Below are 26656 nucleotides of genomic sequence, written 5' to 3'. Positions count from 1 at the left end.
TATTCGCCGTCTATTCCTATCAGCCCCTACCGAAACGCGAGCGGATGGTCATGGAGAGGGTGCGCAGTTCCGGGTTTCGCATGGTGAGCAGCACCGCGACGTATACCGGGGCCATGACCGCACCGACAATGACGATCGCGACCAAGGCGGTCACCCAGTTCGACAGCGCGAACCCGGCCGGATGGTATCCGCCGAGCAGGAACAGGATGCCGAAACCGACCGCACCGGCCACAACGCCGGCCGCCAGGTATTGAGTGTGCCGCCAGAGGAGCAGGCGCCCGTCGAGGTTTCCCAGCCGCCTGCGCAGCACGATGAAGGCCAGCCCGAAATAGATGAAGGCGATCGCCGAGGTCAGCAGGGCAACGCCGACGCCGATCTGTTCCACGGGCAGCAGCGCGACCAACAGGAGACCACCGACGAACACCGTGGACTTGGCGAAGACGATGAAGAACACTGTTCGCGTGTCTTCGAGCGCATAGAACGTCCGTTGAAGGACGAACACCATGCTGAACGGCACCGTGCCGAGGGCGAACGCGATCACCAGGTTCCCCATGCCGATAATCACGTCGGGGTTGGAGGTGAAGATGCGGCTGAGTGGGTAGGCGGCCACGATCATCGCCACCATGGCGAAGACCAGGATGACTCCGATGGCGCGAATCGATGATGACAGGTCCGAACGCACGCCGTCGTAGTTCCCGGTGGTCGCGTGTCCACTCATCCGGGTGAAGTACACGGTCATGATCGACACGGCGATGACCGAGAACGGAACCATGAAGATCAGCCAAGCGGTGGCGATCGCGAAGTTCGACGTTCCGGTTCCTGTGGCGAGGCTCACGACATTGATTTGCACGATCCCGGCGAGCTGGCTGACCAGGACCATGGCGAACAACCAGCCGGCGGCCTTCGCGGTGCTGCCCAGCCCCACGCCCGCCCAGCGGAAGTCCGGACGGAATCGCAGGCTGGTGCGGCGCCAGAAGAAGGCCAGTACACCGGCTTGAGCTGCGATTCCGAGCGTCGAGCTTCCCGCCAACAACGCGATCATTGCCGGTGTCCAGACATCCGGCGATGAGTTGGCGGATGCGTCTCCGAAGAGCCCCATGAATACGATCAGGCCGGCGATCGCCACCACGTTGTTGAGCACCGGGGCCCAGGTGAACGGGCCGAAGACCTTGCGCGCGTTCAGCACCTCACCGAGCAGGCTGTAGATCGCATAGAAGAGGATCTGCGGGAGGCACCAATACGCGAAAGCGGTGGCGAGGGCGAGCCCCTCCGGGGTGAAGCCCGCTCCCTTTCCGTCGACGGTGGACTGCGTGAAAAGGTCGACGAGCCAGGGCGCGGCGAGTGTCGCGATCGCGGTGATGACGACGAAGACCACGATGCCCACCGTGACCAGCTTGTTGATGAAGCGCTGACCGCCATCATCGTGAAGGCCGGCCCTCACGATCTGGGGAATCAGCACGGCGCTGAGGATGCCCCCCGCCACCAATTCGTAAATCAGGTTGGGCAGCTGATTGCCGATGGTGAAGGCGTCGCCGGCGGCGAGGAAGCCGATGGTGTGTGCCAACACGGCCGCCTTGACGAACCCGAGCAGACGGGAGACCAGGGTTCCGGAGGCCAGCCACGCGCTGGCGCGTCCGATGCCGCCTGGCGCGGCCTCGGCGCTACTCACCGTGCTCCTGCGCCGGTCCGTGCTCCCGATCCGGGCCTTGCTCCTGGCCCGCATCCGCTTCGCCGCTCTGCGCCTTACGTCGCTTGAGCACGGTGCGCACGATGCCGGCAATGAACAAGAGGACCAGCAGTACGGCCATCACCCAGGTGACGGTGGTCTCCCAGCCGGCCGCAACATTCGCCGTGATGGTCTTCGGGGTGCCGATCGGCACGCTTGCCGCGCTCGAGAGGGACACCTGCAGCGAAGCCTGCCCATTCGCGATCGACTGCACCGGAATGGCAGCCCGAGCCTGCGAGCCGGCCTCGATCTCGACCGGAACCCGGCTGTTCACGACGACCAGGATTCCGGTTGCCGACCGTACGGAAACGTAAACCGTGACCGGATATTCGAGCTGGTTGCTTACCGCGATGGGGAGGTTTCCCTTGTCCTGGATGAAGTTCAGCGTGCTGCTCTCCGCGATCTGTACCGAGTTCAGGATGGCGGTGGATTGTTCCAGCCACTCGTCGACGGTCCTGATCCACACGGTCGTCGGGTCGACCCAGGAGTTCGACGACAGGGCGAGCAGGGAGAGGCGTCGCTCCCCGGTGAGCAATGTCGGGTCGGCCATCACTGTGGAGAACGGCACGATCCGCGCCTCGGCAGCGAGCATCAGGCGCACCCTGCTGATCCGGTCGGGGTCGACCGGCGCATCCGCCACCCGCACTCCTACGGGAGTCTCAGCTGCTGCCGCGGCGAGCCCGACCGGCTGAATGCCGGCCAACTGCGTCGCGGCAGCAACCGTTTCGGCCAGGCGACCGACACTGTCACGGGAAGTGCGGTCGAAGGTGGCGAGGATGGTGGTGTTGCCGGGCTTGCTCGCCAGTTCGGCAGCAAGCCGGTCGATGGCCGCCTGCCAGTCGACCGGAGTGAGCGCATTCACTGCCTCGTTCAGCAGGCCGGAGATGATCTCGTCCGAGACCAGCACCGCAGCCTCACCGACGGCAGCGGATGCACTCGGCGCCGCGGTGACATTGCCTGATCCGAGGATGGTGGTGACTGGGGCAGCGGCGTTGAAAGTAGCCAGGTCTGCCGCGGTGACGGTGTTTCGCCTCGGCCACAACAGGTTCTCGATCGTGTACGGCCAGTCGGTGATCGTTTCCAGGGTGGGGACTGCGGGGGCCACTGGCGCAGTGGTCGGGCCGGGTGGTGACGTCTCCTGTGGCTCGGCGGGTTCAACCGGATACCGCGTTGGGTCGATGACGTACGAGGTGGGTGCGAGTACGCCACCACTGCCCGCCTGGCTGAGTGCTGCGAGATCGGAGTCGGCGTAGCTGAGCGCGAAGGTCTCGTTGCCGATCTCCTCCAACCGATCCAGCCAGTCGATGGCCGACTCTGGGGCGGTGTTGCCGAGGATGCGGATGGACGCGATGATCATCGGGTCGATACCGATCGCGACCTGCTGACCCTCCACGGCATTGAGTTTCCGGGTGAGGATGCCAACCGGTGACGTGTAGCTCTCGAGGTCTTCGGCGGAGATCAGCCCAGTGGATTCCGGCGGAACGGTCAGCGGCATGGCCAGCGCGAGACGGGTCGGCAGCACATCGGCGGCGGAGGCGACTCCCGCAGCAGCAGGGATGCCTCCGAGCGCAAGGGCCAGGGCGACAAAGGCTGAAACGAGTCTCATGGGCGTCCACCAGCCGAAGCAGTCCGGTCAGCCAGCATGAACCGAGTCTATTCGGCTGGCGCTGGGAGAACCCGACGGGACGAGCACGGCGCCTAGTCTTGATGCCATGGACAACGTCGCATCCGCCCTTGAGCGACTGGCCACCCTCGCCGAGTCCCCGCATGTCGCCCGCCTGGCAGCAGCCTTCGACGCGGCGGGATTCGAGCTCGCTCTGGTCGGTGGTCCGGTTCGCGACGCCTTCCTGAACCGCCCGGTCAACGACCTCGATTTCACCACCAACGCCACCCCCGACCAGATTCTCGAGCTCGTCGTTCCCATCTCGTCCGTGCAGTGGGATGTCGGCCGCGCTTTCGGCACCATCGGCGCCCGCATCGACGGCCACACCATGGAGATCACCACCTACCGAACGGATGCCTACGACGGTGAGTCCCGCAAGCCGGTAGTGGAGTTCGGGGACACGCTCGAGGGCGACCTGGTGCGACGCGACTTCACCGTCAACGCCATGGCACTCCGGCTTCCGGAGCGCACACTGGTCGACCCTTCCGGCGGTGTCGAAGACCTGATCGCCGGGCGACTGGCCACTCCGGCAGCACCCGAGGTGTCATTCGGCGACGACCCGCTGCGGATGATGCGGGCGGCCCGCTTCACGTCGCAACTCGGCTTCACCGTCGACGGCGCTGTTCAGGGCGCCATGGTGGCGCTCGCCGACCGGATGGCGATCATCTCCGTCGAGCGGGTCAGCGACGAACTCTCCAAGCTCCTGAAAACCGATTCCCCCCGTGCTGGGATCGAGTTGCTGGTCGAGACCGGCATCGCCGACCTGGTGCTGCCTGAGGTCCCTGCCCTGCGCCTGGAGATCGACGAGCACCACCATCACAAGGACGTCTACCAGCACAGCCTCACCGTGCTGGGGCAGGCGATCAGCCTGGAGAAGGAAAGGTTCCCCGATCAGGAACCCGACCTCATCCTGCGCCTGGCCGCCCTGCTGCACGACATCGGCAAGCCGTCGACCAAGCGCACGGAGGGGCCGGGCGTCGTCACCTTCCATCACCACGATGTCGTCGGGGCGAAGCTGGCCAGGAAGCGACTGCGGGCGCTGCGCTTCGACAAGGAGACGATCACCGATGTCTCCCGCCTGATCGAGCTGCATCTGCGCTTTTTCGGGTACACCGAGGGTGCCTGGACGGATTCAGCCGTGCGCCGCTATGTGCGTGACGCCGACCACCTGCTCAGCCGGCTGCACATTCTCACGCGGGCGGATGTCACCACCCGCAACCGGCGCAAGGCCGACCGGCTGGGTTTCGCGTACGACGACCTGGAGCAGCGCATCGCCGAGCTGGCCGAGGCTGAGGGCATCGCGGCGGTGCGACCAGACCTCGATGGGGAGCAGATCATGCAACTGCTCGATCTGAAGCCGAGCCGGGAGGTGGGTGAGGCCTACAGGTTCCTGCTGGACCTGCGGCTCGATGAGGGCCCGCTCGGTGAGGAGGAGGCCACCCGCCGCCTGCGTCAGTGGTGGGAAGCGCGCGTTAGCTGAGGTCGCGGATGAAGTGCTCCAGCAGTTCGCGGGCCACCGGGTCGGGGTGCTGAATCGCCGGCGACTTCATGAAGTAGGCGGATGCCGCCTCCAGGGGTCCGCCGATACCGGCGTCGAGGGCCATCTTGGCCGCACGGATGGCGTCGATCACCACGCCGGCGGAGTTGGGCGAGTCCCACACCTCGAGCTTGTACTCGAGCGAGGTGGGGGCATTGCCGAACCCGTGACCCTCCAGGCGCACGAACGCGAGTTTGCGGTCATCCAACCACGGCACATGGTCGCTCGGACCGACGTGCACATTCCGCGGGTCGAGTTTCGTGCTGATGTTGCTCGTCACCGCTTGGGTCTTCGAGATCTTCTTCGACTCGAGGCGCTTGCGCTCGAGCATGTTCTTGAAGTCCATATTGCCGCCGACGTTCAGCTGGTAGGTGCGGTCGAGCACGAGCCCCCGCTCCTCGAACAGGCGGGCCAGGACGCGGTGGGTGATGGTCGCCCCGAGTTGGCTCTTGATGTCGTCGCCGACGATCGGCACACCGGCATCGACGAACTTCTGGGCCCAGACCGGATCGCTGGCGATGAAAACCGGAAGCGCATTCACGAAGGCGACACCGGCATCCAGCGCCGCCTGGGCGTAGTGCTTGGTCGCCTCCTCTGAGCCGACAGGCAGGTAGCAGACGAGAACGTCGACGCCGGAGTCGCGGAGCGCCTGCGCGACATCGACCACCGGCACATCCGACTCCTCGACGATTTCGCGGTAGTACTCCCCCAGTCCGTCAAGGGTCGGACCCCGCTGCACTCGAACGCCGGTCGAGGAGACCTCCGCGAACCGGAACGTCTTGTTCTCACTGGCCCACATCGCATCCGCCAACTCGGACCCGACCTTGGCGGCATCAACATCGAACGCGGCGACGAACTCGATGTCACGCACGGCGTACGGGCCGAAACGGGTGTGCATCAACCCCGGAATGGACTCGTCGTCTGCGGCGTCACGATAAAAAGTGACCCCCTGAATGAGCGCGTTGGCGCAATTTCCGACACCGGCAATGGCAACCCGAAGGGTCATGGGGATAGTGCTCCTTGATTAGAACTGGCCTGATTGTTTGATTAAGACAGCAGTCGCTGACTACACTAGGCAGGTTGTCTGCGTGCGTTGATCTGATGCACCTCCAGGCAACGGATGCCAAAACCCTCCTGTCACAGACCGTCTGTGGCCGTTTTAGTCCAAAGGAGGTGGGTTAGTTATGCATCAGTACGAACTAATGGTAATTCTCGATCCAGAGATCGATGAGCGCACCGTAGCTCCCAGCCTGGACAAGTTCCTGAATGTGATCCGAAACGATGGTGGAACCATCGACAAGGTCGACATCTGGGGCAAGCGCCGCCTGGCCTACGAGATCAACAAGAAGACCGAGGGCATTTACGCCGTCGTCGACATGACGGCGAACGCCGAGGCAACGGTCGAGCTCGACCGCCAGCTGAAGCTCAGTGAAGCCGTCATGCGCACCAAGGTGCTGCGCGCCGAGGATGCCATCGCCCAGGTTGCCGAAGCTGCGAAGCTGTCGGCGGAGAAGGCGGCCCGCAAGGCCGCAGCCACCCCGAAGGCCGCAGCGAAGGCACCAGCCGACGCCGCTTCGCCGGCTGCAGCCGAAAAGGCACCGGCCGACGACGCAGCCGTGAGCGCGGAGTAAGCCATGGCCGGCGAAACGGTAATCACCGTGGTGGGCAACCTCACCGCTGACCCGGAACTGCGGTACACGCAGAACGGTCTCGCTGTTGCCAACTTCACCATCGCGTCCACCCCCCGCAACTTCGACAAGGCGAGCAACGACTGGAAGGACGGCGACACGCTGTTCCTCCGGGCCAGCGTCTGGCGCGAGTTCGCAGAGCAGGTGGCCGGCTCACTCACGAAGGGCTCGCGGGTCATCGCGACCGGGCGGCTCAAGCAGCGCTCGTACGAGACCAAAGAGGGCGAGAAGCGCACCAGCATCGAGCTCGAGGTAGACGAGGTCGGCCCGTCGCTGCGTTACGCGACGGCTCAGATCACCCGCACCTCGCGCGACGGTGGCGGCGGAAACCGCAGCCAGTCCGCGGACGAGCCGTGGGCGGCATCCGCTCCCGCTGCCTCATCCGGTGGTGGCGACGTCTGGAACACTCCGGGCAGCCACAGCGATGAGACCCCCTTCTAAACCGACTTCACACAACTAAGGAACAAACAATGGCTGGAAAGAGCAGCGGCGACCGCCGCAAGCCACTCCGCAACATGAAGGGCGGCAAGAACGCCGCCCCAGCGAAGTCCATTCGCGTCGGCGTCATCGACTACAAGGATGTCGCCACCCTCCGCAAGTTCATTTCCGAGCGTGGAAAGATCCGCGCCCGCCGTATCACCGGTGTCTCCGTTCAGGAGCAGCGTCTCATTGCGCGTGCAGTCAAGAACGCTCGCGAGATGGCATTGCTTCCCTACGCCGGCTCAGGCCGTTAGGAGCCACGCACATGTCCAAGTTGATTCTGACGCACGAGGTCACCGGCCTCGGCGCACCAGGTGATGTCGTCGAGGTCAAGAACGGGTTCGCCCGCAACTACCTCATCCCGAAGGGCTTCGCGGTTTCATGGAGCCGCGGCGGCGAGAAGCAGATCGATCAGATCAAGGCTGCCCGCGCCGCCCGTGAGCACGCGACGATCGAGGAAGCCAAGGACCTGAAGGCGAAGCTCGAAGCGACCAAGGTCAAGCTCGCCATCAAGGCGGGCAAGGAGGGTCGCCTCTTCGGCTCCGTCAAGACCGCAGACATCGCTGACGCGGTGTCTGCTGCCGGCCTCGGCTCGCTCGACAAGCGCAAGATCGAGATCTCTTCCCCGATCAAGGTCGTCGGTGACCACGAGGCAACCGTCCGCCTGCGCGACGACCTCATCGCCACCATCACCGTTCAGGTGGTCGCGGCCAAGTAGCATCCGGATGCGCTCAGCGCACCCACGATAGCGGCGAGTTTTTTACTCGCCGCTATCGGTATTTAACCCCGCTTGTCAAGGATTCCCGGCCGGCTTCATGGCTCATTTGTGCACAGAGGGAATTTTCAGGTACCAACCCTCAACCCGAACTCTAAACATGTTTCTACACACAAGGTGTGAATGACGAAAATGCTGGTCAGGAGCGCAATACTTGCGAAAAGACCAAGGTTGCCCACAGGCTTGTCCACAGCTTCCCCACACCGGCGTCGGCGTTTCGCGCAAACAATCCACAGTCTTATCCACAGGGTGAGTTGAGGACCGCTCTCCACACTTCCTAAGGTGTAGCAGCACGTGATTCGTGAGTCTGAAACAGGCGCAGTCGCGGGTATCCGAACCTCGGTCGCACAGGCCGATTCCACCACCACCGGTATGCCTGCGCGAAATGTCCGAGGCACGCGTTACAAGTAGTTAACAGGTCATGCAGCCATCCGACATCCGGAACGCTGGAGACAGAACAGGAGGCGCGTCAGTGTCGATAGCGCACCTTGGAATCGCCGGGCAGGACTCGCGTGGTTCGGGCCATCCGTCTGACCGCACGCCACCGCATGACCTTCTCGCCGAGCAGAGCGCCATCGGCGGAATGATGCTCAGCAAGGACGCCACGGCAGACGTGATCGAGTCGGTGCGCGCCATCGACTTCTACATCCCGAAGCACGAGATCATCTTCGATGCCATCCTCTCGCTGTACTCCCACGGCGAGCCGACGGACGTCATCGCCGTCACCGACGAGCTCACCAAGACCGGCGAGCTCACCAGGGCCGGCGGGGCGGAATACCTCCACACCCTCACCGGGCTGGTACCCACGGCGGCGAATGCCGGTTACTACGCGAGCATTGTCGCCGAGAAGGCGGTGCTGCGGAGACTGGTCGAGGCCGGGACCCGCATCGTGCAGATGGGCTACGCCAGTGAGGGCGAGGTCGTCGACCTGGTCAACAATGCCCAGGCTGAGATCTACGGGGTCACCGGCGGCGTCGAAGCCGAAGACTTCATCCCGCTCACCGTTGCCGTCACCACCGCGATCGACGAAATCGAGGCTGCCAAGGGCCGCGACGGTTCGATGACCGGAGTGCCGACCGGCTTTGCCGAACTCGACGAGCTCACCAACGGACTGCACCCCGGCCAGCTCATCATCATCGCCGCCCGGCCGGCGCTCGGAAAGTCGACCCTGGCGCTCGACTTCGCTCGCGCTGCATCGATCAAGCACGACATGCCGTCGATCTTCTTCTCGCTGGAGATGGGCCGCTCCGAGATCGCGATGCGACTGCTGTCGGCGGAGGCATCCGTTCCGCTCCAAAGCATGCGGAAGGGAACGGTCGATACTCGCGACTGGACCACCATCGCCTCCACCCGCGGCCGCATCAACGACGCCCCCCTCTACATCGACGACAGCCCCAACATGACCCTGGTCGAGATCAGGGCGAAGTGCCGCAGGCTCAAGCAGAAGGTCGGCCTGAAAATGGTCATCATCGACTACCTGCAGTTGATGACCTCCGGCAAACGTGTGGAGTCCCGCCAGCAGGAGGTCAGCGAGTTCTCCCGTGCGCTGAAGCTGCTTGCCAAGGAGCTTCAGGTTCCGGTCATCGCGCTCTCCCAGCTGAACCGTGGACCCGAGCAACGCCAGGACAAGATGCCTGCCCTCTCCGACCTGCGTGAATCCGGGTCACTTGAGCAGGACGCCGACATGGTGGTGCTCCTGCACCGCGAGAGCGCCTACGAGAAAGACAACCCGCGGGCGGGCGAGGCCGACCTCATCGTCGCCAAGCACCGCAACGGGCCGACCCGAACCGTGACGGTCGCCTTCCAGGGGCATTTCTCCCGCTTCACCGATATGGCACCCGGCTAAGGGACACTGTCGACCGCCATCTATATTTGTCTCCCCGCCACGATTTCTGTCTTTTCTCGCTCTTGAGACAGATCGAGTGGCGGAAGATCTTGTGGCTTTGCCAACGTGAGACATCTCGTTCCCGAGGAATGTGGGACGCATGGTCGAAGACATCGAGCTGCGGGTGAGTGGACACGAGGTCCTGCCCGTATGTGTTCATGGCCAAACTGCTCACCTATGACGTGCAGTACTGATCCTCGTAGGGCCATATCGCGGGGGATGAGGCGCCTCTAGATTCGACCATCGGGCCTCAGTAGTCTTCGTCCATGCGCCCATTGCGTCATGAAGATGACTTGCGTCCGGCCGAGGGCGTCGCCAAGCTGCTCGACGCGGCGGGAGACAGCGTGACGTCGGTGATTCCACCCGGCTACGAATCGTATGTGCGTATTCTCAATCCGATCGAGCTTTCAGACGGCTCCACCGCCTCCTGGACGGAGGTCGTGGCCAGGAACGGAATCGAGCCTCGGGCATGGATGCAGTGGCCTGAGTTCGCGGCCGTTGACGGTGTTGTGCTTCCCGACGGCTGGCGGGAACCCGATATGGGCAATCCACCCGTCAGCCTCGCAAAGCGACTCATCGAAGCACTCAAACCGGATCAGAGCACCCACTACTTCGCGTCCTGGGCCGGGTATGCCGGGGAAATACAGGGACCGGCCGTGATGTTCTCCCCGTACCAACGCGAGATGGTGCTCTACTCCGGCAGTTTGGTCGATGAGCATCGCGCTCTACGCTTGCCGACCACGGCGACTGGGCGTGTGCCGATGTACTGGTGGCCTTCGGATCTGCGCTGGTTCGTCGGTCAGGACATCTACGCGCGAAGCCTCTTCGTCGGATGCACCCAGAGCACGGCGCAAACGATCCTCGAGGATCCCAATCTTGATGCGTACCCCATCAGCCCCTCAGATGCGGTCACCAACGAAGAGTTTTGACGGGACAGCATCGGTTAGATCGGCACTGTCTCGTAACCTCTGTGTCTCGAATCCCAAATGTTGAAACGCAACATCACCTGACTACGGAGAATACCCACGTATTGCATAGTCGTGCCTAGTACTCCGGGTAGATGACCTCGGGTTTTGGCCAGACGGAAGGAATGTGCCGTTCGAACGGTTCGCCGGGAATCACGTCGACCAAGACCACCTGAGGCAAGCCGAACTGGATGACCCGTTCGATCAGCCCGAGGTCACGGTTGATGACAAGAGTGCTGCGCAAGGAGGCGTCAGCCTGGTGCTCGAACGTGATGAGGATCGAGCGCGCACCGATGTTCTGCGCGAGCATGGGCCGAGCACTATTTGCCCTTTGCCCCCAGAGCATCAGCTTTTCGGGAAATGCCAGCGCGGCAGGCATCGGCACAGGTTCGCTGAATGTGGTGTTGTGGATCAGCGGGCCGCCACCGAGCATCGTGGTCCCATCTGAGAACTCCTGCGTTTCACCGTTCTCGAAGGCTATGAACCACTTCTGTGCCGGCTTGTCGACCTCGAGATGGAACTGCTGTCCTCGATCAGAACCTTGAATGAAGCCACGAGCGTGGAAGCGTTGGATAGAAACGAGTTCGAGAACTTCCTGTAGAACCGACGGAGCCTCCTCTAGCGGCAACACCTCATCGAATCGCATCAGGCAACCATCCCATATAGACACCCACCTCCGTACAGGGCTGACTTCTCGCCTGACTCCCGTGGTTTGCCGTGGAGCTGCCTCGACGACGATGACCGCGCCACAGGCTGAAACAGCCGGGCAGCTGGTGTCAAGGGATAGATTCCATCACTGGCTGGCTCGCGGCGTCGTCGGTGGTGTTCGATACGCTGAGTCGGCGAGGGTGGGTTCTTCGAGGAGGGTCGGAGTGACGGCAGGCGGTTTGCTTGATTCGGTGTTGGCAATTCCGTCGACCGCGCTGGCGATGAACTTCTACCTTGCCGACAGCGACAAGGAAGGCGGCTTCCGCACGAGTGCCGCCGAGCGGTGCGATCGCCTTCTCTCGCACCTTGGTCGCGTGAGCGGCGGAGACATCGTCATCGTCGGCGAAGCCCCGGGGTGGAAGGGTGCGCGCCAGTCGGGAGTGCCTTTCACGTCCGCCAAGACGGTCGGACTCGAGGGAGTATCCACCGAGGGAAGCGCCACTATCGTGCACGGCATGCTCTCGAGCCTCGGGATCGCGGACCGCACGCTTCTGTGGAATGCGTTTCCCCTCCACCCGCACGATGCGGGTGCGCCCCGGACCAACAGGACGCCGACCGACGAGGAGTTGGACTCGGGGCTGGCCCCGCTTCGGCTGGCAGTGGCCGGTCGACGAATTATCTGTGTTGGCAACCCTGCACGAAGGAGCGTCGAGAAACTCCTCGGGTTCAAGCTGCCCGGAGCAGGCGACGCATCCGCCACCGGTCCCGCAGTTGCCATTCGACACCCTGCAAATGGAGGTGCCCCAGAGTTCAGATCCGGCCTCGCGACTGTAGGCGCACTCTGGAACCTGTAGCGCGCGGACGGACAATCTATTTGGCGGAGTTGCGGGACAAACTGCTGGCGGAAAGCGCCGGATGTGCCTCAGGCGGACAATCTAGTTGGCAGACCGACAGACACCAGCGCGCAGCTAAACTGGCAGGGATCAGGTCAGAAAGAGGCACCGTGTCGACACCCCAGCGCTCAGCACAGCAGCGCCCCTACGGCGGACTGACGACGCCGGATGCGGGAGTCGCCACCACCAGCGCCTACTGGCTGGTACCGGTGCTTCGCGCCATCCCCGCAGTGCTCGTCGGGTTGATCATCACCTTTACGGAAGACCACTCGCCGCGCATCGGTCTCATCGGATTCGGCGTTTTCGCATTCATCAGCGGTGTCGTGCTCCTCGCTGGCAGCCTGAAAACCATCACCGATCCAGTCGCGCGCGGGGTGTTCATCGCCCAGGCGTCCATCGCGCTGATTTCCGGAGCGGCAGCGGTGGCACTGTGGGACAGCGGAATCGGCGTGCTCCTGTTCGTCGTCACCGTCTATGCGGCGCTGACCGGAGCTCTCGAGCTGTACGCCGGTCTTCGTGCTCGCGGCGCCGCAGCCGCCCGGGATTGGGTCTCGGTCGGGGCGTACACCGCTGTCGCCGCCATCGTCTTCGTGCTCATTCCGCCGGACTCCATTCTGGCCACCGGCCTCATCGGTGCCTACGTGATCATCCTCGGGGTGTTCCTGCTGATCGGCGGGCTCTCGTTGAAGTGGGCCGCCGATAAGCAAGGCGAGCCCGGCCCAGTCGAAGGACCTGGCCCAGTCGAACGAAAGGTGTCACCATGACCGAACCGACCAGACGGGACAGGTTCCGTCCGGCAGAACTGATCGGACTCTCCGCGATCATCGCCCTGTTCGGCGGGCTGGTCACGCTCATGTCCACCCGCGACCTGGTATTGGCGCTGATCTTCTTCGGGATCATCTTCATCCTGACCCTGATGACCATCGCCCTGCTGGTCATGGCGATCAAGCCCGACCAGGCCGAGGAGCAAGACCTCGAAGAACAGAACCGCGGAGTCCTCCGGCAACCACGTGGTCGCAAAGACGCCTGACGCTCGGGTTCCCTACCCCAGGTAGTCCACCAAGTCACTGGCCAGACCGACATAACCCCGAGGGGTGAGAGCGGACAGTCGCGCCTTCGCCTCAGGTGAGACGTCGAGGCCTTCGACGAACTCGAGCAGCTCTGCCGCGCCGACCTTCTTGCCGCGGGTGAGCTCCTTGAGCAGGGCGTATGGGTCGGCGATCGTGCTGCGACCGGCGGCCACCTCGGCGCGAATCACCGTCTGGATCGCCTCGCCGAGGATCTCCCAGTTCGCATCGAGGTCTGCGCCAAGCCTGGCCGGGTCGACGGCGATCTCGCCGAGCCCGCGATGGATGTTGTCGAGAGCCAGAAGGGAGTGCCCGAGCGCGACGCCAACGTTGCGCTGGGTGGTGGAGTCGGTGAGGTCCCGCTGGAGGCGACTGGTGACCAGGGTCTGGGCGAGGGAATCGAGCAACGCGCAGGACAACTCGAGGTTCGCCTCGGCATTCTCGAACCGGATCGGGTTGATCTTGTGCGGCATGGTGGATGAGCCGGTGGCTCCGGCCTGAGGAATCTGGGTGAAGTAGCCGATCGAGATGTAGGTCCAGACATCCGTGCACAGGTTGTGCAGGATGCGGTTCACGTGGCCTACCCGCTGGTAGAGCTCGGCCTGCCAGTCGTGGGACTCGATCTGGGTGGTGAGCGGATTCCAGACCAGGCCGAGCGAGGTGACGAACTCTTTCGAGATGGCCGGCCAGTCCTGGCTGGGATCGGCTGCGACGTGGGCCGAGAACGTGCCGGTGGCGCCGCTGAACTTGCCGAGGTACTCGGTGGCCTCGACCTGCTTGATGATTCGCTCCAGGCGGTAGACGACGACCGCGAACTCTTTACCCACGGTGGTTGGCGTGGCCGGCTGGCCGTGGGTGTGGGCAAGCATCGGTTCGTCGCGGTGTGCAGTGGCCCGCTCACGCAGGGCAGCAACCACACCGCGCACCTTCGGCAGCCAGACCTGCGTCATGGCGTCGCCGATGGTGATCGCGTACGACAGGTTGTTCACGTCTTCACTGGTGCAGGCGAAGTGGGTGAGTTCGGCGATCGACTCGAGGCCGAGCTCGGCGAGCTTGCCGCGAACCAGGTACTCCACCGCCTTCACGTCGTGGCGGGTGGTGGCCTCCAGCGACGCGAGCTGGTCGATTTCTGCCTGACCGAACTCGGTGACCACGGCGCGCAGGGCGCCTTTGTCGGCATCCGTCAGCGGCGTGGACCCGAACAGTCCATGGTCGGTGAGGTAGATGAGCCACTCCACCTCGACGTGTACCCGCGCGCGGTTCAGTCCGGCCTCGGAGAGGTGCTCCCCCAGTTCGGAGACAGCTGCCCGGTAGCGTCCGTCGAGGGGACTGAGAGGTTGGATGGGCAGGTGGCTCATGAGACTCCTCGCCGGATGCCCGGCTCTATCTGGCGGAACAGCGCCGCACTGGCTTGCTTGATCGAACGCAGCACCGTGTCGAACAGTGCAGCATCCGAATAGTAGGGATCCGGGATGTCGATTGGGGACTGCTCTGAGTCGAAGCCGAGCAGCAATTGCACCTTGCCCCGGTCGGCGTCACTACCGGCCCAGGACTTCAGGATGCGTTCCTGGCTGCGGTCGAAGACCACCACCAGGTCGAGGCTCTCGAACCAGCTGGACTCGAACTGCTTCGCCCGATGCCGTGAACCATCGTAACCGTGCTCCGCCAGGGTCGCGAGGGTTCGGTAGTCGGACTGCTCGCCCACGTGCCAGTCACCGGTGCCGGCGGAGGTGACGGCAACCGTGCCCGCGTAGCCGGCGTTCCGGACCTCTTCAGTGAACACGGCTTCGGCCATCGGTGAGCGGCAGATGTTGCCGGTGCAGACGAAACAGATGCGGAAGAGCGCCGACACGTCGAAGATGCGGTCGAAGCTCATGTCGTCATTGTCTCGCAGATGGCGGTGATGCGCAGTCTCCTCCTCCCCCGCGGCCATGTGAGGTTGTCCATTACGGGTTTCCGTTGCGCTCCGGCCTGTGGGCTGAGTGCCGACCACCATGGCGGTGGTGGAAGGAGGGCATTGGACGAGGAGCTGAATCGAAACCTGCGAGAGCAGGAGCACCGGTTGAGAGGAGTGATCGCGGTATTCGCGCGCGCATCCAGGCGGGTGGCAGCGCTGGGTGACACCGTCGGGTGGGTCGGCCCTGCCAGCGCAGCGTATGACGCGGCCATCGGTGCGCTTCACGTTGAGCTTTGGGTCGCAGAGGTGCACCTGAACGGCGCACTCCGTGACACCTTGAGTGCGATCACCACCGAGGAATCCTGTGGATGATGGGCTCACCGTTTCGGGCGGCGGCTCGACAGCGGTGGCGACGGCAGGGCTCTTCGAGCAGGCCAGGGACCTGCATACCGTGATCATCGAACTCGATGACTGCCTGGCACGACTCGAATCAATCGACCGCGGCATCAGTGGCGCCGAGCTTCGCGCCTGGAATGCGAAATACCGGGCCTTCGCCGCAGAGGCCCGCATCGACGACGCCGTGACCGCATTGAGGGTGGCCGGCAGCACGGCGCGGGCCGTGGTCCAGGCGCTGGGGGCATCCGCTGAGGCTTACGGCCTGGTGGAACGCACATTGCAGGGTCTCAGTCAGGCGCTCGCCGCGAAGTTCGCGTACGTGCTCGGATTCGCCTTCCCCTGGCTGGCGTTCCTGTTCGGACCGACGCTCGCCTCGAGCGCGGCGTCGGGCGCCCTCGCCTATGCCATGATGCCGGGGGAGAAACGGGAGTCACTGCATCGCTGGCTCGCCGACCAGAACGAGGTCCTCACCAACCCCGGGCTGGTCACCCTGGTTCGGCTTGGAGTGATGAGCGCCGATGACTTCGGTGGCGGCGTCGCGCGAGTGAGCCCGCAGCTTCTTGCGCTCCTTGGAGACGAGGGGCTGGGACTCCTCGGGCTCACCACCTCGGCCGGGCTTCTCGCCGCCGCTGTGAGGCCATACGGAGCGCTCGCCGAGACGCCGGTGCGGGTGAACCGCGTGTCGACGCGTGCCGTCGACACGCCAGCCACCACCTTCGAGGAACGGGCGAGGCGCATCCCGCAGGGTGATTCACAGGTCCGTATCGACCTTTTCCACACCGATGGACAACCTGACCGCTTCGAGGTCTACATCGGAGGGACCAAAGACCTCAGCCTGGTCGCCGGCAAAGAGCCGTGGGACATGACCAGCAATGTGAACGCCTTGTCGATGGGAGACGCCGGTTCCTACCGGGCGGTGGAGGAGGCCATGCGGCTGGCCGGTATCGAAGCGGATTCGCCGGTCCAGTTCGCCGGCCACTCACAGGGCGGGCTGGTCGCATCCGCCCTGGCCTCGTCCGGTGACTACAACGCCCAGGGCTTGTTCACGGTTGGTGGTGTGGTCAGCCAACGGCTGGTGCCGGAGGGTGTTCCGTGGCTGGCGATCGAGCACACCGACGACCTGGTGCCCGCGCTCGGGGGAAACCGGTCGGCTCCTGACGCTGTGCTGGTACGACGGCAGGTTTTCGCCGGCGAAGCGGTGCCGAGCGCGACCGTGCTTCCTGCGCATGAATTGACCCGCTACCGGCAGACGGCGGCGATGCTCGACGGGAGTGATGACGGGCGGTCCGGGCCGATCCTGGAGCGCCTCAACAACCTTGGTGCTGGCGCCGAAACGGTGACAACCACGCGATACCTGGCTCGGCGCGTGACGGGATAGCGGATGTCGGGAGGCTAGCGGCGGGCGTTCTTGCCGAGCACCGGGCGCAGCACGATGCTGATCAGCCAGCTCAACAGCGCGAGCACCACCGCTCCGAGCACGCCCCACCAGAAGCCGTCAACTTGAAGGCCGAATCCGATCAGGTCGGAGATCCACGCCACCAGCAGCAGGAGGAGCGAGTTCACCACCAGCGCGATGAGGCCCAGGGTCAGGATGTAGATGGGGAACGCGACGATACGGATGAAGTTGCCGATCACCCCATTGACGATCCCGAAGATGCCGGCGACCAGCAGGAAGGTCAGCACCTTCGCGGTGGTGTCGTCCGGCTCGTAGGCCACGACGCTCACCCCGGCGACCAGCATGGTGGTGATCCAGAGGGCCAGCGCATTGATCAGGAGGCGCACCAGGAAACGTGTCATTCCCCAACTATTGCAGTCACCCGGGATGACGGGCAATCGCCACCATCGCTTAAGGTGAAGTGGTGACCACTCCCGACCCCTCCCCCGAAGCATCGACCACTGTGCGGTTGCGCCCCGAGATCGTTGCGACGGCCGCGTATCGCCAGGGCAAGCCGGCTCCGGCGGACTCGTTCAAATTGTCATCGAACGAGAACCCGTTCCCTCCGATCAAGGCCGTGACCGACGCCATCGCCCAGGCGACGACCAATAGGTACCCGGATGCTTCGGCGGCAGTCTTGCGCGCCCGGTTGGCTGACCGTTACCAACTTCCGGTCGAATCGGTGCACACCGGTGCCGGTTCGGTGTCGATCCTTGCCCAGCTGGTGCAGGCGGTTGCCGGCCCTGGTGACGAGATCGTCTACGCCTGGCGCTCCTTCGAGGCATACCCCGGACTGGTCACGGTAGCCGGTGCCACCAGCGTGCAGGTGCCGAACCTGCCGGACCACCGTCACGACCTGCCGGCCATGGCAGCAGCGGTCACCGACAAGACTCGCGCCATCATCGTCTGCACCCCCAACAACCCGACCAGCACGATCGTCACCCGGGACGAGTTCGCCCGCTTCATGGCCGAAGTGCCGCGCACCGTATTGGTGGTCCTCGATGAGGCCTACGCCGAGTTCGTCACCGACGGCAATGCCGTGCGCGGGAGGGAAGAGCTGGCCGAGCATCCGAATCTCGTCGTATTGCGCACCTTCTCGAAGGCGTACGGGCTGGCCGGCCTGCGCATCGGGTTCGCCCTCGGTGCACCATACATCCTGGACGCGGCCCGCAACACGGCGATCCCGCTCTCGGTCACCGAGCCTGCCCAGCGGGCGGCGATGGCCGCGCTCGACCACGAGCAGGAACTGCTGGACCAGGTGGCGGCGATCGTCGAACAACGCGACAGCACCTGGGCCTCGCTCCTCGAGCAGGGCTGGGAGATCCCCCGCCCTCAGGGCAACTTCGTCTGGTTCCCCACCGGCGAATTCACGACCGAAGCATCCGACACCTTCGTCGATCATGGCATCGTCGGTCGAGCCCTCGGCGACGGCATCCGCATCTCCATCGGTGAACCCGAGTCTGTGGACAAGCTCCTAGAGGCTGCGGCAGAGGTTGTCGAGAAGCTCCCATCGGGCGCCTAGCTACCCGCATTAGATTAGAAACTTGGTTTCGCGGCGGGCAGCGCCCCGCCGATAATCGCCGGTTCCCGCACCGACGATTCGACAGGACGGCGAGGCACGCGTGGAAGAGGGCCTGAACACCAGCGATCAGGGTGCTGTCGATACGGTGCGGTTGCTGGATGCCCAGGGCGTTCTCACCACTGACGGCGTCGCCGCGGAATACCTGCGCTACATCGAGCAGCTGACGGATGCCCAGCTGAAGCGCTTCCACCGGGACATGGTGATCACCCGCCGCTTCGACGTCGAAGCAGCCAATCTGCAGAAGCAGGGCGAGATGGGTCTGTGGGTGCCAAGCGTCGGCCAGGAGGCCGCCCAGGTGGGCTCGGCCCACGCGGCGCGCTCGCAGGACCACCTGTTCCCCGCCTATCGGGAGCACGCCGTCGGCATGGTTCGCGGTCTCGACCCGCTGCGCGTCGTCGAGCTGCTGAGGGGCAACACCCACGGGGGCTGGAACCCGGCAGAGACCGGCAATTTCCACCTGTACACGCTCGTGATCGGCTCGCACACCCTGCATGCGACCGGGTATGCCATGGGTATCGCCTTCGACGGCAAGTGCGCGACCGGCGACCCCGAGGTCGATGAAGCCGTCATGGTCTACTTCGGTGACGGGTCCACCTCGCAGGGCGATGTCAGCGAAGCGCTCGTGTTCGCCGCCAGTTACCAGACCCCGCAGGTGTTCTTCCTGCAGAACAACCAATGGGCGATCTCGGTGCCGGTGAGTGTGCAGTCGCGCACCCCGCTGGTGCAGCGGCCAGCCGGCTTCGGGATCCCAGGAGTCCAGATCGACGGCAACGACGTGCTGGCCAGCTACGCCGTCACCGCGAAGAACCTCGACGACGCCCGCGGTGGCCTCGGCCCACGCTTCATCGAAGCGCTCACCTACCGCATCGGCGCTCATACCTCATCGGACGACCCGACCAAGTACCGCACGGATGCCGAACTCCAGTCCTGGGTCGCTCGCGACCCGATCACGCGGTACGAGGCGTGGTTGCGGTCGAAGGGCGAGGGAGACCAGTTCTTCGCCGAGGTTGCGGCCGAGGCCGAAGACCTGGCTGCAGACATCCGCCACCGCACCCACGCGCTGGAAAGCCCGAGCACTGACAAGATCTTCGACCACGTCTACTCCGAGCCGCACCCCGTGATGGCCGAGCAGAAACAGTGGCTGGCCGGCTACGAGTCGACGTTCGGGGGTGCCGCATGAGCGTGACAACCGACACTGTCGAGCTGCCACTGGCGAAGGCGCTGAACGCGGGCCTGCGCAAGGCGCTCGCCGACGACCCGAAGGTCCTGCTGATGGGCGAGGACATCGGTCCGCTCGGCGGGGTGTTCCGCGTCACCGAGAACCTGCAGGCGGAGTTCGGCAAGCGGGTCATCGACACTCCGCTGGCCGAGTCCGGCATCATCGGCACCGCCATCGGCCTGGCCATGCGCGGCTACCGGCCGGTCTGCGAGATCCAGTTCGACGGGTTCATCTTCCCTGGCTTCGACCAGATCACCACCCAACTTGCCAAGATGACGAACCGCCATGAGGGCCAGGTGCAGATGCCGGTCGTCATCCGCGTGCCATACGGCGGCCACATCGGTGCGGTCGAGCACCACCAGGAGAGCCCTGAGGCGTATTTCGCCCACACTCCGGGCCTTCGCCTGGTCAGCCCGAGCACCCCGCACGATGCTTACTGGATGATCCAGGAGGCTATTGCCTCGAACGACCCGGTGATGTTCTTCGAGCCGAAGAGCCGCTACTGGCACAAGGGCCCGGTCGACCTGTCCGAGAACACCACCCCGCTGCACTCCAGCAAGGTCGTTCGGACCGGAACGGATGTCACGCTGATCGGTCACGGGGCGATGATCACGGTACTGCTGCAGGCGGCCGAGATCGCCCAGGCGGAGGGCACCAGCGTCGAGGTCGTCGACCTGCGCTCCCTCTCCCCCATCGACTACGCGCCGATCCTCTCCTCGGTGGAGAAGACCGGCCGCGTGGTCGTCGCATCCGAGGCGCCCGGCTTCGTCAGCGTCTCATCGGAGATCGCAGCGACCGTCGCCGAGCGGGCCTTCTACTCGCTGGAGGCTCCCGTGCTCCGCGTCACCGGGTTCGACGCACCGTTCCCGCCAGCCAAGCTGGAGACCACCTACCTGCCCGACGCCGACCGGGTGCTCGAGGCGGTCGACCGCGCCATGGCCTACTGAGTGAGGACCACAATGACCACGTCAGAATTCCTGCTGCCGGATGCCGGTGAAGGCCTCACCGAGGCTGAGATCGTTTCATGGAAGGTCGCCGTGGGCGACACCGTGGCGGTGAACCAGGTCATCGTCGAGATCGAAACGGCCAAGTCGCTGGTCGAGTTGCCGTCGCCGTTCGACGGTGTGGTCGAGGCGATCCTTGTGGAGGAGGGTGTCACGGTCGCGGTGGGTACTCCGATCATCGCGGTGGCGACCGGCGCGAGCCCTGCTGGTCGAGGAGCGCCCGAGCGCAGCGAGGACGCGCAGGATGAAGGGGCCGACACCGTGGCCGACGCTGCAGCGAGCGTCTCATCCGAGGACCAGCCGGGTGCGGTACTGGTCGGCTATGGACTCAAGGGTTCCGTCTCCTCCCGCCGAACGGGGCGCAGGGCAGCGCCGGAGGTCCGGCCGGCAGTGCCACCGGCATCCGGCACCGTCCTGGCCAAGCCGCCCGTTCGCAAACTGGCCAAAGACCTCGAAGTCGACCTCGCATCCGTCACCGCCACCGGTCCGATCGGCGAAGTCACCCGGGACGACGTGCTGCGCCAGGCCTCCCAGGTGAGCGTCTTCCGCAACCTGCAGACGCCGGAGTGGGCGTCGGAGCGGGAGGAGCGGATTCCGGTCAAGGGTGTGCGCAAGGCCATCGCCAGCGCGATGGTGTCCAGCGCGTTCTCGGCGCCGCACGTCGGTGTCTTCGTTGATGTCGACGCGACGCGCACGATGGAGTTCGTGAAACGGCTGAAGGCTTCGCCCGACTTCGCGGGTGTGAAGGTCTCGCCATTGCTCATCATCGCCAAGGCGATTATCTGGGCTGTACGCCGCAACCCGACGGTCAACGCGCAGTGGACGGACGAGGAGATCATCGTCAAGCATTTCGTGAACCTGGGGATCGCCGCAGCGACACCACGGGGTCTGATCGTGCCCAACATCAAGGATGCGCACGACCTCTCCCTTCTGGAGCTCGCCCAGGCGATCGAACAGCTGACCACCACCGCGCGGGACGGCAAGACCCAGCCGGCCGAGATGGCGAACGGCACCATCACCATCACCAACATCGGCGTCTTCGGCATGGACACCGGAACGCCGATCCTGAACCCGGGCGAGGTGGCGATCGTCGCACTCGGCACCATCAAGCAGAAGCCGTGGGTGGTCGACGGCGAGGTGCGCGCGCGTTACGTGACGACGCTCGGCGCGAGCTTCGACCACCGGGTGGTCGACGGGGACGTCGCGAGCCGCTTCCTGGCGGATGTCGCGAGCATCGTTGAGGAACCGGCCCTCCTCCTCGACTGAGCTCCCCCGGTCGTTTACCCCTGCATCGAAAGTGCCCGTTCCGGCGGATAGTGCCTGTTCCGCGGGGCACTATCCGCCGGAATGGGCACTTCGACGGGCGTATGGTTTACTTATTGATAACGAGTCTCATTAGCAGGACTCCTTCACTTAGAAATACCCACTCCATGCGCTCTCGCACGAAGACGGGCATCGCCCTCACCGCACTCCTCACCGCCGCCAGCCTCGCGGCGTGCACCGCTCAGCCCGCCCCGGCAGACGACGGCGCCATCTCCGTCGTCGCCTCCACCAATGTGTACGGAAACATCGCCGAGATCATCGGAGGTGACCTGATCGAGGTCACCTCGATCATCGACGACCCGTCCCAGGACCCGCATTCCTTCGAAGCGGATGCCCGGACGCAACTCACTCTCTCAAAGGCCGACATTGTCATTGAGAACGGTGGCGGATACGACGGCTTCGTCGACCAATTGCTGTCCAGCCTCGGCGACTCGGACCGGGTGGTACTCAGCGCGGTAGAGCTCAGCCCCCTCGAACTCGAGGGCGGCGATGAGCACGCCGAGGAAGAGGAGGAAGGTCACGAGGGGCACGGCCATGGCGCCTTCAACGAGCACGTCTGGTACCACTTCGCCACCGTTCGGGCAGTCGCCATCGCAGTCCAGGACGCCCTGGCTTCGATTGACCCCGCCAATGCCGACCGCTACGAGTCGAACGCCGCCCTGCTGGTTGACGAGCTGGATGCGCTCGGCGAGCGGGCAGCAGCCATTCATTCAGCGCATGACGGCACCGGCGTTGCCATCACCGAGCCAGTTCCGCTCTACCTGCTGGAGGCCGCCGGGCTCCACAACGTCACCCCGGCCGACTTCAGTGAGGCGATCGAAGGGGGTTCCGAAGTGTCGGCGGCGACCCTGAACGAAACCCTCAAGTTGTTCTCGACCGGCGAGGCGCTCCTGCTGGTCTACAACGACCAGACCACCAGCCCGGAGACGGAGGCGCTGCTCGCACAAGCAGAAGGAGCCGGCGTGCCCATCATCCCGGTGACCGAGCTGCTGCCGGAGGGCACCGACTACATCGGGTGGATGAACGGCAACCTCGACTCGCTGGAGTCCGCGCTGGGCACGCCGTAATGAGCGGATGGAGGAGGGCATGGTGAGCGAGGCCGTACTCAGGCTCCGCGCCGCCACCCTTCGCTTCAGTGAGCGGGAGCTCTGGAACAACCTCAACCTCGAGATCCGGCCGGGCGAGTTCATCGCCGTGCTCGGACCGAACGGGTCAGGCAAGACGAGCCTGGTGAAGACGATCCTCGGGCAGCAGCGGCTCACCTCCGGCACGATAAGCCTCTTCGACGAGCCGGTCTCGAACGGCCACCGGCGGCTCGGCTACATCCCCCAGCAGAAGGTTCTCGACGACGACATACCGGTTCGTGCGCGCGATCTGGTGGCGTTCGGGCTCGACGGGCACCGGTGGGGACTGCCCCGCTGGTCGCGAGCGGTACGACGACAGGTGGACGAGGTCCTGGACGCCGTCGGTGCGAGCAGCTACGCGGATGTTCCGGTCGGCATCCTCTCCGGCGGCGAGCAACAACGCATTCGCGTAGCGCAGTCGATTATCGGGAGTCCCGCCCTGATGCTGTGCGACGAGCCCCTCTCCTCCCTCGACCTGCACCACCAGAGGGTGATCAGCGAGCTGATCGACGAACAGGCCAAGGCGCGTGGCTCCGCGGTGATCTTCGTCACCCACGACGTCAACCCGATCCTCGGAATGGTGGACCGCGTGCTGTACCTGGCCGGCGGCCGATTCCAGGTGGGGACACCGGATGAGGTGCTGCGCTCCGAGGTGCTGTCATACATGTACGACACCCCGGTCGAGGTGATCCGCAGCCGCGGCCGGATCGCAGTGCTCGGGGCGCCGGAAGGCTACGGCGTACACGACCATCTCGAGCACCACCTCGACGAGAGGAGGCCGCAGCTGTGAGCCCTGATTTCTGGTCGACCCTCTTCAACTTCGACAACTACGGCGAGTTGCTCTACCTGGTGCGCAACTCGATCATCGCCGGAGCCATCCTCGGTGTCGTCGGCGGCCTGATCGGGCCATTCGTGATGAGCCGCGACCTCCCGTTCGCGGTTCACGGGGTGAGCGAGCTGTCGTTCGCCGGTGCCGCCGCCGCCCTCCTCTTCGGGGTCAATGTGGTGGCAGGGTCGATCGTCGGCTCGCTGCTGGCCGCCCTGCTGATCGGGATTCTCGGCGCCAGGGCGAGGGACCGCAACTCGATCATCGGCGTGCTGATGCCATTCGGGCTGGGCCTCGGCATCCTGTTCCTCGCCCTCTACAAGGGTCGTAGTGCCAACAAGTTCGGGCTGCTGACCGGGCAGATCGTGTCGGTCGACAACCCACAACTCACCCTGCTCGTCATCGTGTCGGTGATCGTCATCGTCGGGTTGTTGGTCATGTGGCGCCCGCTGACGTTCTCCAGCATCGACCCGGATGTCGCCCAAGCCAAGGGGCTTCCGGTCACCGCCATCTCGCTGGCTTTCATGGTGCTGCTCGGCCTGGCCACGGCGATCTCGATCCAGATCATCGGCGCTCTCCTGGTGCTCGCACTGCTGGTGACGCCCGCGGCAGCCGCCATGAGGGTGACGTCGTCGCCGCTGTTGACGCCGCTGTTGAGTGTGACGTTCGCCGTCGTCTCGGTGGTCGGCGGCATCCTGCTCTCGTTGGGAGGCGGCCTGCCGATCAGCCCGTTCGTGACCACCATCTCGTTCCTCATCTACCTGGTCTGCCGTCTCATCGAGTGGAACCGCAGGGGAAGCCAGGTTCGTATCGCGCGGCCGGCTCCGGTGGTGGTCCCATGAAAAGGAACACCTGGCAGCGGGAAGCCGTCCGCGAAGCCCTCGAGCACGAGGACGGTTTCGTGAGCGCCCAGTCACTGCACCTGACACTGCGGGAGAACGGTTCGCCGATCGGGCTGGCCACCGTGTACCGCGCGCTTGCCGATCTCGCTGCGAAGGGCCTGGCCGACTCCTTGCAGCAGGAGGGTGAGAGCCTGTACCGGGCCTGCACTTCGGGGCACCATCACCACCTGATCTGCCGCAACTGCGGCAAGGCCGTGGAGATCAAGGCGGATGCCGTCGAGCAGTGGGCGCGCGCCGTCGCCGCCGAGAACGGGTTCACTGAGCCGGAGCACGTGGTCGACGTGTTCGGCCTGTGCCCCGACTGCTCCGCCCGCTGAGCCGCGCTGCTCCTTTCGGTGCTGCGCCGAGGCATCCGCTGCCGCGTGTCACTGAAACGCGCGCGGGCGCTTAGCGGCGGCGGGACGCGTAGGCGAATGCCAGCGCGCCGAGTTTCGCCCGGGTGAGTGAGCCGCCGGTCACCACGTCGTGGATGGTGCGCAGCGCGTACGCCGGACCCTGCACCAGCAAGGTGGTCACCACGGACTCCTCCCACGCCTGCAACTCGTCGCGGATCTTCTCGGGTGGTCCGATCAACGCGACTTCCTCCACCAAGCGAGTGGGCACCGCGGCGATCGCCTCCTTCTTCCTGCCGGCCAGGTAGAGCTCCTGGATGCGGTCGCAGGCATCGGAGTAGCCGAGCCGGTCGATCACGTTGCGGTGGAAGTTGGCACCCTTCGCCCCCATGCCGCCCACGTACAGGGCGATGACCGGCCGCACCAGGTCGGCGGCCGCCTCCACGTCGGGGTGCGGGATGACCGCGAGCTGCACGGCGATTTCGAAAGCGGATGTCGGCGACAGTGCCGCATCGCGTCGGGAGAAGCCGTCGGCCAGGTATCCGGCAAATTCGGCATTGGCACGAGGTGAGAACAGGAACGGCAGCCACCCGTCCGCAATCTCCGCAGCGAGGGCGACATTCTTCGGGCCTTCCGCGGCGAGGTAGATGGGGAGGTTCGTGCGAAGCGGATGCACGGTCGACCGCAGCGGCTTGCCCAGCCCCGTGGCATCCGCCCCCTGGTATGGCAACGGATAGTGCGGTCCGGGCGCCGTCACCGCCGACTCGCGGGCCAGGATGTCGCGAACGATCGCCACGTACTCGCGGGTTCGGGCGAGCGGCTTCGGGTACGGCTGGCCGTACCAGCCCTCGACGACCTGGGGCCCGGATGCTCCGAGCCCGAGGATTGCGCGTCCGCCAGAGAGGTGGTCGAGACTGATGGCAGCCATGGCGGTTGCGGCGGGCGTTCGGGCGGAGAGCTGCGCGATTCCGGTGCCGAGCTTGATCCTCCGCGTGCGGGAACCCCACCAGGCCAGCGGCGTGAAGGCGTCCGAACCGTAGGCTTCCGCAGTCCACACGGACTCGTAACCGAGACGCTCCGCGGTGCGGATTGCCTTCAATGCACCCGCTGGTGGGCCCTGGTTCCAGTAGCCGGTCGCGTAACCGATGCGCATCCGCTGCCTCCCTATCGCCCGAGCAGTGCCGGTGTCAGCGTAGCCGCGGTTGCCGTAGCCTTGCGGATCGCATAAAGTGGAACGTTGCGTGCGGTATCTCCGTGCGCCTGTATGCAAACTCCCACCAGAAATGCAC

27 protein-coding genes and 1 pseudogene are annotated in these 26656 nt (G+C 64.9%); 20 read left to right on the top strand and 8 right to left on the bottom strand.

The genetic code is table 11. From position 1 onward, the window contains the following. Positions 1 to 19: 19 nt before the first annotated feature. Both murJ and ACX3PH_RS03430 read right to left on the bottom strand, forming a co-directional pair. Positions 20 to 1669, bottom strand: coding sequence for a murein biosynthesis integral membrane protein MurJ (murJ, locus tag ACX3PH_RS03435; RefSeq protein ID WP_459089399.1), 1650 nt, complete (start codon positions 1667 to 1669; stop codon positions 20 to 22). Next, positions 1662 to 3332, bottom strand: coding sequence for a DUF6049 family protein (locus tag ACX3PH_RS03430; protein ID WP_459089397.1), 1671 nt, complete (start codon positions 3330 to 3332; stop codon positions 1662 to 1664). Before ACX3PH_RS03430 ends, murJ begins: the two co-directional genes overlap by 8 nt. Before the next feature lie 106 nt (positions 3333 to 3438). On the opposite strand from ACX3PH_RS03430, the gene ACX3PH_RS03425 reads away from it, so the two are divergent. Continuing rightward, positions 3439 to 4869, top strand: coding sequence for a CCA tRNA nucleotidyltransferase (locus tag ACX3PH_RS03425; RefSeq protein WP_459089395.1), 1431 nt, complete (start codon positions 3439 to 3441; stop codon positions 4867 to 4869). Here the strand turns inward: ACX3PH_RS03425 and ACX3PH_RS03420 are convergent. Beyond that, on the bottom strand, positions 4862 to 5932 hold the full coding sequence (locus tag ACX3PH_RS03420; RefSeq protein WP_459089393.1) for an inositol-3-phosphate synthase: 1071 nt from the start codon (positions 5930 to 5932) through the stop codon (positions 4862 to 4864). The two genes, ACX3PH_RS03425 and ACX3PH_RS03420, sit on opposite strands and share 8 nt — an antisense overlap. 178 nt (positions 5933 to 6110) lie before the next feature. On the opposite strand from ACX3PH_RS03420, the pseudogene rpsF reads away from it, so the two are divergent. From rpsF to ACX3PH_RS03390, 6 genes and pseudogenes are all read left to right on the top strand, one after another. After that, positions 6111 to 6473: pseudogene (gene rpsF, locus ACX3PH_RS03415) on the top strand (30S ribosomal protein S6); the annotation flags it as partial. 87 nt (positions 6474 to 6560) lie between these two features. Continuing rightward, entirely contained in the window at positions 6561 to 7055 is a 495-nt protein-coding gene (locus ACX3PH_RS03410; protein WP_459089391.1) for a single-stranded DNA-binding protein, read from the top strand. 29 nt (positions 7056 to 7084) lie between these two features. Next, positions 7085 to 7348: a 30S ribosomal protein S18 gene (gene rpsR, locus ACX3PH_RS03405; RefSeq protein WP_141881228.1), complete on the top strand. Its 264-nt coding sequence runs from the start codon at positions 7085 to 7087 to the stop codon at positions 7346 to 7348. An 11-nt stretch (positions 7349 to 7359) separates the two neighbouring features. Continuing rightward, on the top strand, positions 7360 to 7812 hold the full coding sequence (rplI, locus tag ACX3PH_RS03400; RefSeq protein WP_459089389.1) for a 50S ribosomal protein L9: 453 nt from the start codon (positions 7360 to 7362) through the stop codon (positions 7810 to 7812). A gap of 529 nt (positions 7813 to 8341) precedes the next feature. Further along, positions 8342 to 9715, top strand: coding sequence for a replicative DNA helicase (gene dnaB, locus ACX3PH_RS03395; protein ID WP_459089387.1), 1374 nt, complete (start codon positions 8342 to 8344; stop codon positions 9713 to 9715). Between the two features lie 305 nt (positions 9716 to 10020). Continuing rightward, positions 10021 to 10683: a hypothetical protein gene (locus ACX3PH_RS03390; protein WP_459089385.1), complete on the top strand. Its 663-nt coding sequence runs from the start codon at positions 10021 to 10023 to the stop codon at positions 10681 to 10683. Positions 10684 to 10798: 115 nt separating this feature from the next. Here ACX3PH_RS03390 and ACX3PH_RS03385 read toward each other — a convergent pair whose 3' ends face one another. Next, complete coding sequence (locus ACX3PH_RS03385) at positions 10799 to 11365, bottom strand: hypothetical protein (protein ID WP_459089383.1); 567 nt, start codon at positions 11363 to 11365, stop codon at positions 10799 to 10801. Between the two features lie 226 nt (positions 11366 to 11591). Here ACX3PH_RS03385 and ACX3PH_RS03380 point away from each other — a divergent pair, with 226 nt between their 5' ends. The 3 genes from ACX3PH_RS03380 (at position 11592) to ACX3PH_RS03370 (ending at position 13290) form a co-directional block, all read left to right on the top strand. Beyond that, positions 11592 to 12221: a uracil-DNA glycosylase gene (locus ACX3PH_RS03380; RefSeq protein ID WP_459089381.1), complete on the top strand. Its 630-nt coding sequence runs from the start codon at positions 11592 to 11594 to the stop codon at positions 12219 to 12221. 149 nt (positions 12222 to 12370) lie between these two features. After that, entirely contained in the window at positions 12371 to 13024 is a 654-nt protein-coding gene (locus ACX3PH_RS03375) for a DUF308 domain-containing protein (RefSeq protein WP_459089379.1), read from the top strand. Further along, positions 13021 to 13290: a hypothetical protein gene (locus ACX3PH_RS03370; RefSeq protein WP_459089377.1), complete on the top strand. Its 270-nt coding sequence runs from the start codon at positions 13021 to 13023 to the stop codon at positions 13288 to 13290. Before ACX3PH_RS03375 ends, ACX3PH_RS03370 begins: the two co-directional genes overlap by 4 nt. Positions 13291 to 13302: 12 nt before the next feature. On the opposite strand, the gene purB is transcribed toward ACX3PH_RS03370, so the two are convergent. Further along, positions 13303 to 14685 carry an adenylosuccinate lyase gene (purB, locus tag ACX3PH_RS03365; protein WP_459089375.1) on the bottom strand — a complete coding sequence of 461 codons (1383 nt, stop codon included), beginning with the start codon at positions 14683 to 14685 and terminating at the stop codon, positions 13303 to 13305. Next, complete coding sequence (locus tag ACX3PH_RS03360; RefSeq protein WP_459089373.1) at positions 14682 to 15203, bottom strand: low molecular weight protein-tyrosine-phosphatase; 522 nt, start codon at positions 15201 to 15203, stop codon at positions 14682 to 14684. The genes purB and ACX3PH_RS03360 overlap by 4 nt, the downstream gene beginning before the upstream one ends. Positions 15204 to 15344: 141 nt before the next feature. Here ACX3PH_RS03360 and ACX3PH_RS03355 point away from each other — a divergent pair, with 141 nt between their 5' ends. Continuing rightward, on the top strand, positions 15345 to 15596 hold the full coding sequence (locus tag ACX3PH_RS03355; RefSeq protein WP_459089371.1) for a hypothetical protein: 252 nt from the start codon (positions 15345 to 15347) through the stop codon (positions 15594 to 15596). Then, positions 15589 to 16998 carry a hypothetical protein gene (locus ACX3PH_RS03350; RefSeq protein ID WP_459089369.1) on the top strand — a complete coding sequence of 470 codons (1410 nt, stop codon included), beginning with the start codon at positions 15589 to 15591 and terminating at the stop codon, positions 16996 to 16998. Before ACX3PH_RS03355 ends, ACX3PH_RS03350 begins: the two co-directional genes overlap by 8 nt. A gap of 14 nt (positions 16999 to 17012) precedes the next feature. Here ACX3PH_RS03350 and ACX3PH_RS03345 read toward each other — a convergent pair whose 3' ends face one another. Further along, positions 17013 to 17417: a phage holin family protein gene (locus tag ACX3PH_RS03345; RefSeq protein ID WP_459089367.1), complete on the bottom strand. Its 405-nt coding sequence runs from the start codon at positions 17415 to 17417 to the stop codon at positions 17013 to 17015. A 62-nt stretch (positions 17418 to 17479) separates the two neighbouring features. Between ACX3PH_RS03345 and ACX3PH_RS03340 the strand changes: the two genes are divergently transcribed. The 8 genes from ACX3PH_RS03340 to ACX3PH_RS03305 all read left to right on the top strand — a co-directional run bounded on the left by ACX3PH_RS03340 (position 17480) and on the right by ACX3PH_RS03305 (position 25352). Further along, complete coding sequence (locus tag ACX3PH_RS03340; RefSeq protein WP_459089365.1) at positions 17480 to 18577, top strand: histidinol-phosphate transaminase; 1098 nt, start codon at positions 17480 to 17482, stop codon at positions 18575 to 18577. A 100-nt stretch (positions 18578 to 18677) separates the two neighbouring features. Further along, positions 18678 to 19817 (top strand): thiamine pyrophosphate-dependent dehydrogenase E1 component subunit alpha, encoded by a 1140-nt coding sequence (locus ACX3PH_RS03335; protein WP_459089363.1) that lies wholly within the window; start codon positions 18678 to 18680, stop codon positions 19815 to 19817. Then, positions 19814 to 20803 carry an alpha-ketoacid dehydrogenase subunit beta gene (locus tag ACX3PH_RS03330; RefSeq protein ID WP_459089361.1) on the top strand — a complete coding sequence of 330 codons (990 nt, stop codon included), beginning with the start codon at positions 19814 to 19816 and terminating at the stop codon, positions 20801 to 20803. The genes ACX3PH_RS03335 and ACX3PH_RS03330 overlap by 4 nt, the downstream gene beginning before the upstream one ends. Positions 20804 to 20815: 12 nt before the next feature. Further along, positions 20816 to 22126: a dihydrolipoamide acetyltransferase family protein gene (locus ACX3PH_RS03325; protein ID WP_459089359.1), complete on the top strand. Its 1311-nt coding sequence runs from the start codon at positions 20816 to 20818 to the stop codon at positions 22124 to 22126. Positions 22127 to 22290: 164 nt separating this feature from the next. Next, positions 22291 to 23250: a metal ABC transporter solute-binding protein, Zn/Mn family gene (locus tag ACX3PH_RS03320; protein ID WP_459089357.1), complete on the top strand. Its 960-nt coding sequence runs from the start codon at positions 22291 to 22293 to the stop codon at positions 23248 to 23250. Between the two features lie 19 nt (positions 23251 to 23269). After that, complete coding sequence (locus ACX3PH_RS03315; RefSeq protein WP_459089355.1) at positions 23270 to 24097, top strand: metal ABC transporter ATP-binding protein; 828 nt, start codon at positions 23270 to 23272, stop codon at positions 24095 to 24097. Continuing rightward, a complete protein-coding gene (locus tag ACX3PH_RS03310) occupies positions 24094 to 24975 on the top strand; it encodes a metal ABC transporter permease (protein WP_459089353.1) in 882 nt (293 codons plus the stop codon). Before ACX3PH_RS03315 ends, ACX3PH_RS03310 begins: the two co-directional genes overlap by 4 nt. Continuing rightward, on the top strand, positions 24972 to 25352 hold the full coding sequence (locus tag ACX3PH_RS03305; RefSeq protein ID WP_459089351.1) for a Fur family transcriptional regulator: 381 nt from the start codon (positions 24972 to 24974) through the stop codon (positions 25350 to 25352). The genes ACX3PH_RS03310 and ACX3PH_RS03305 overlap by 4 nt, the downstream gene beginning before the upstream one ends. Positions 25353 to 25422: 70 nt before the next feature. Here the strand turns inward: ACX3PH_RS03305 and ACX3PH_RS03300 are convergent, their stop codons facing one another. Beyond that, positions 25423 to 26520, bottom strand: coding sequence for an LLM class F420-dependent oxidoreductase (locus tag ACX3PH_RS03300; RefSeq protein ID WP_459089349.1), 1098 nt, complete (start codon positions 26518 to 26520; stop codon positions 25423 to 25425). Between the last annotated feature and the right edge of the window lie 136 nt (positions 26521 to 26656).

This window comes from Homoserinimonas sp. A520 (assembly GCF_054489245.1).
Note: the sequence above shows the minus strand (reverse complement) of the source record. Positions and strands in the feature narration are given on the sequence as shown.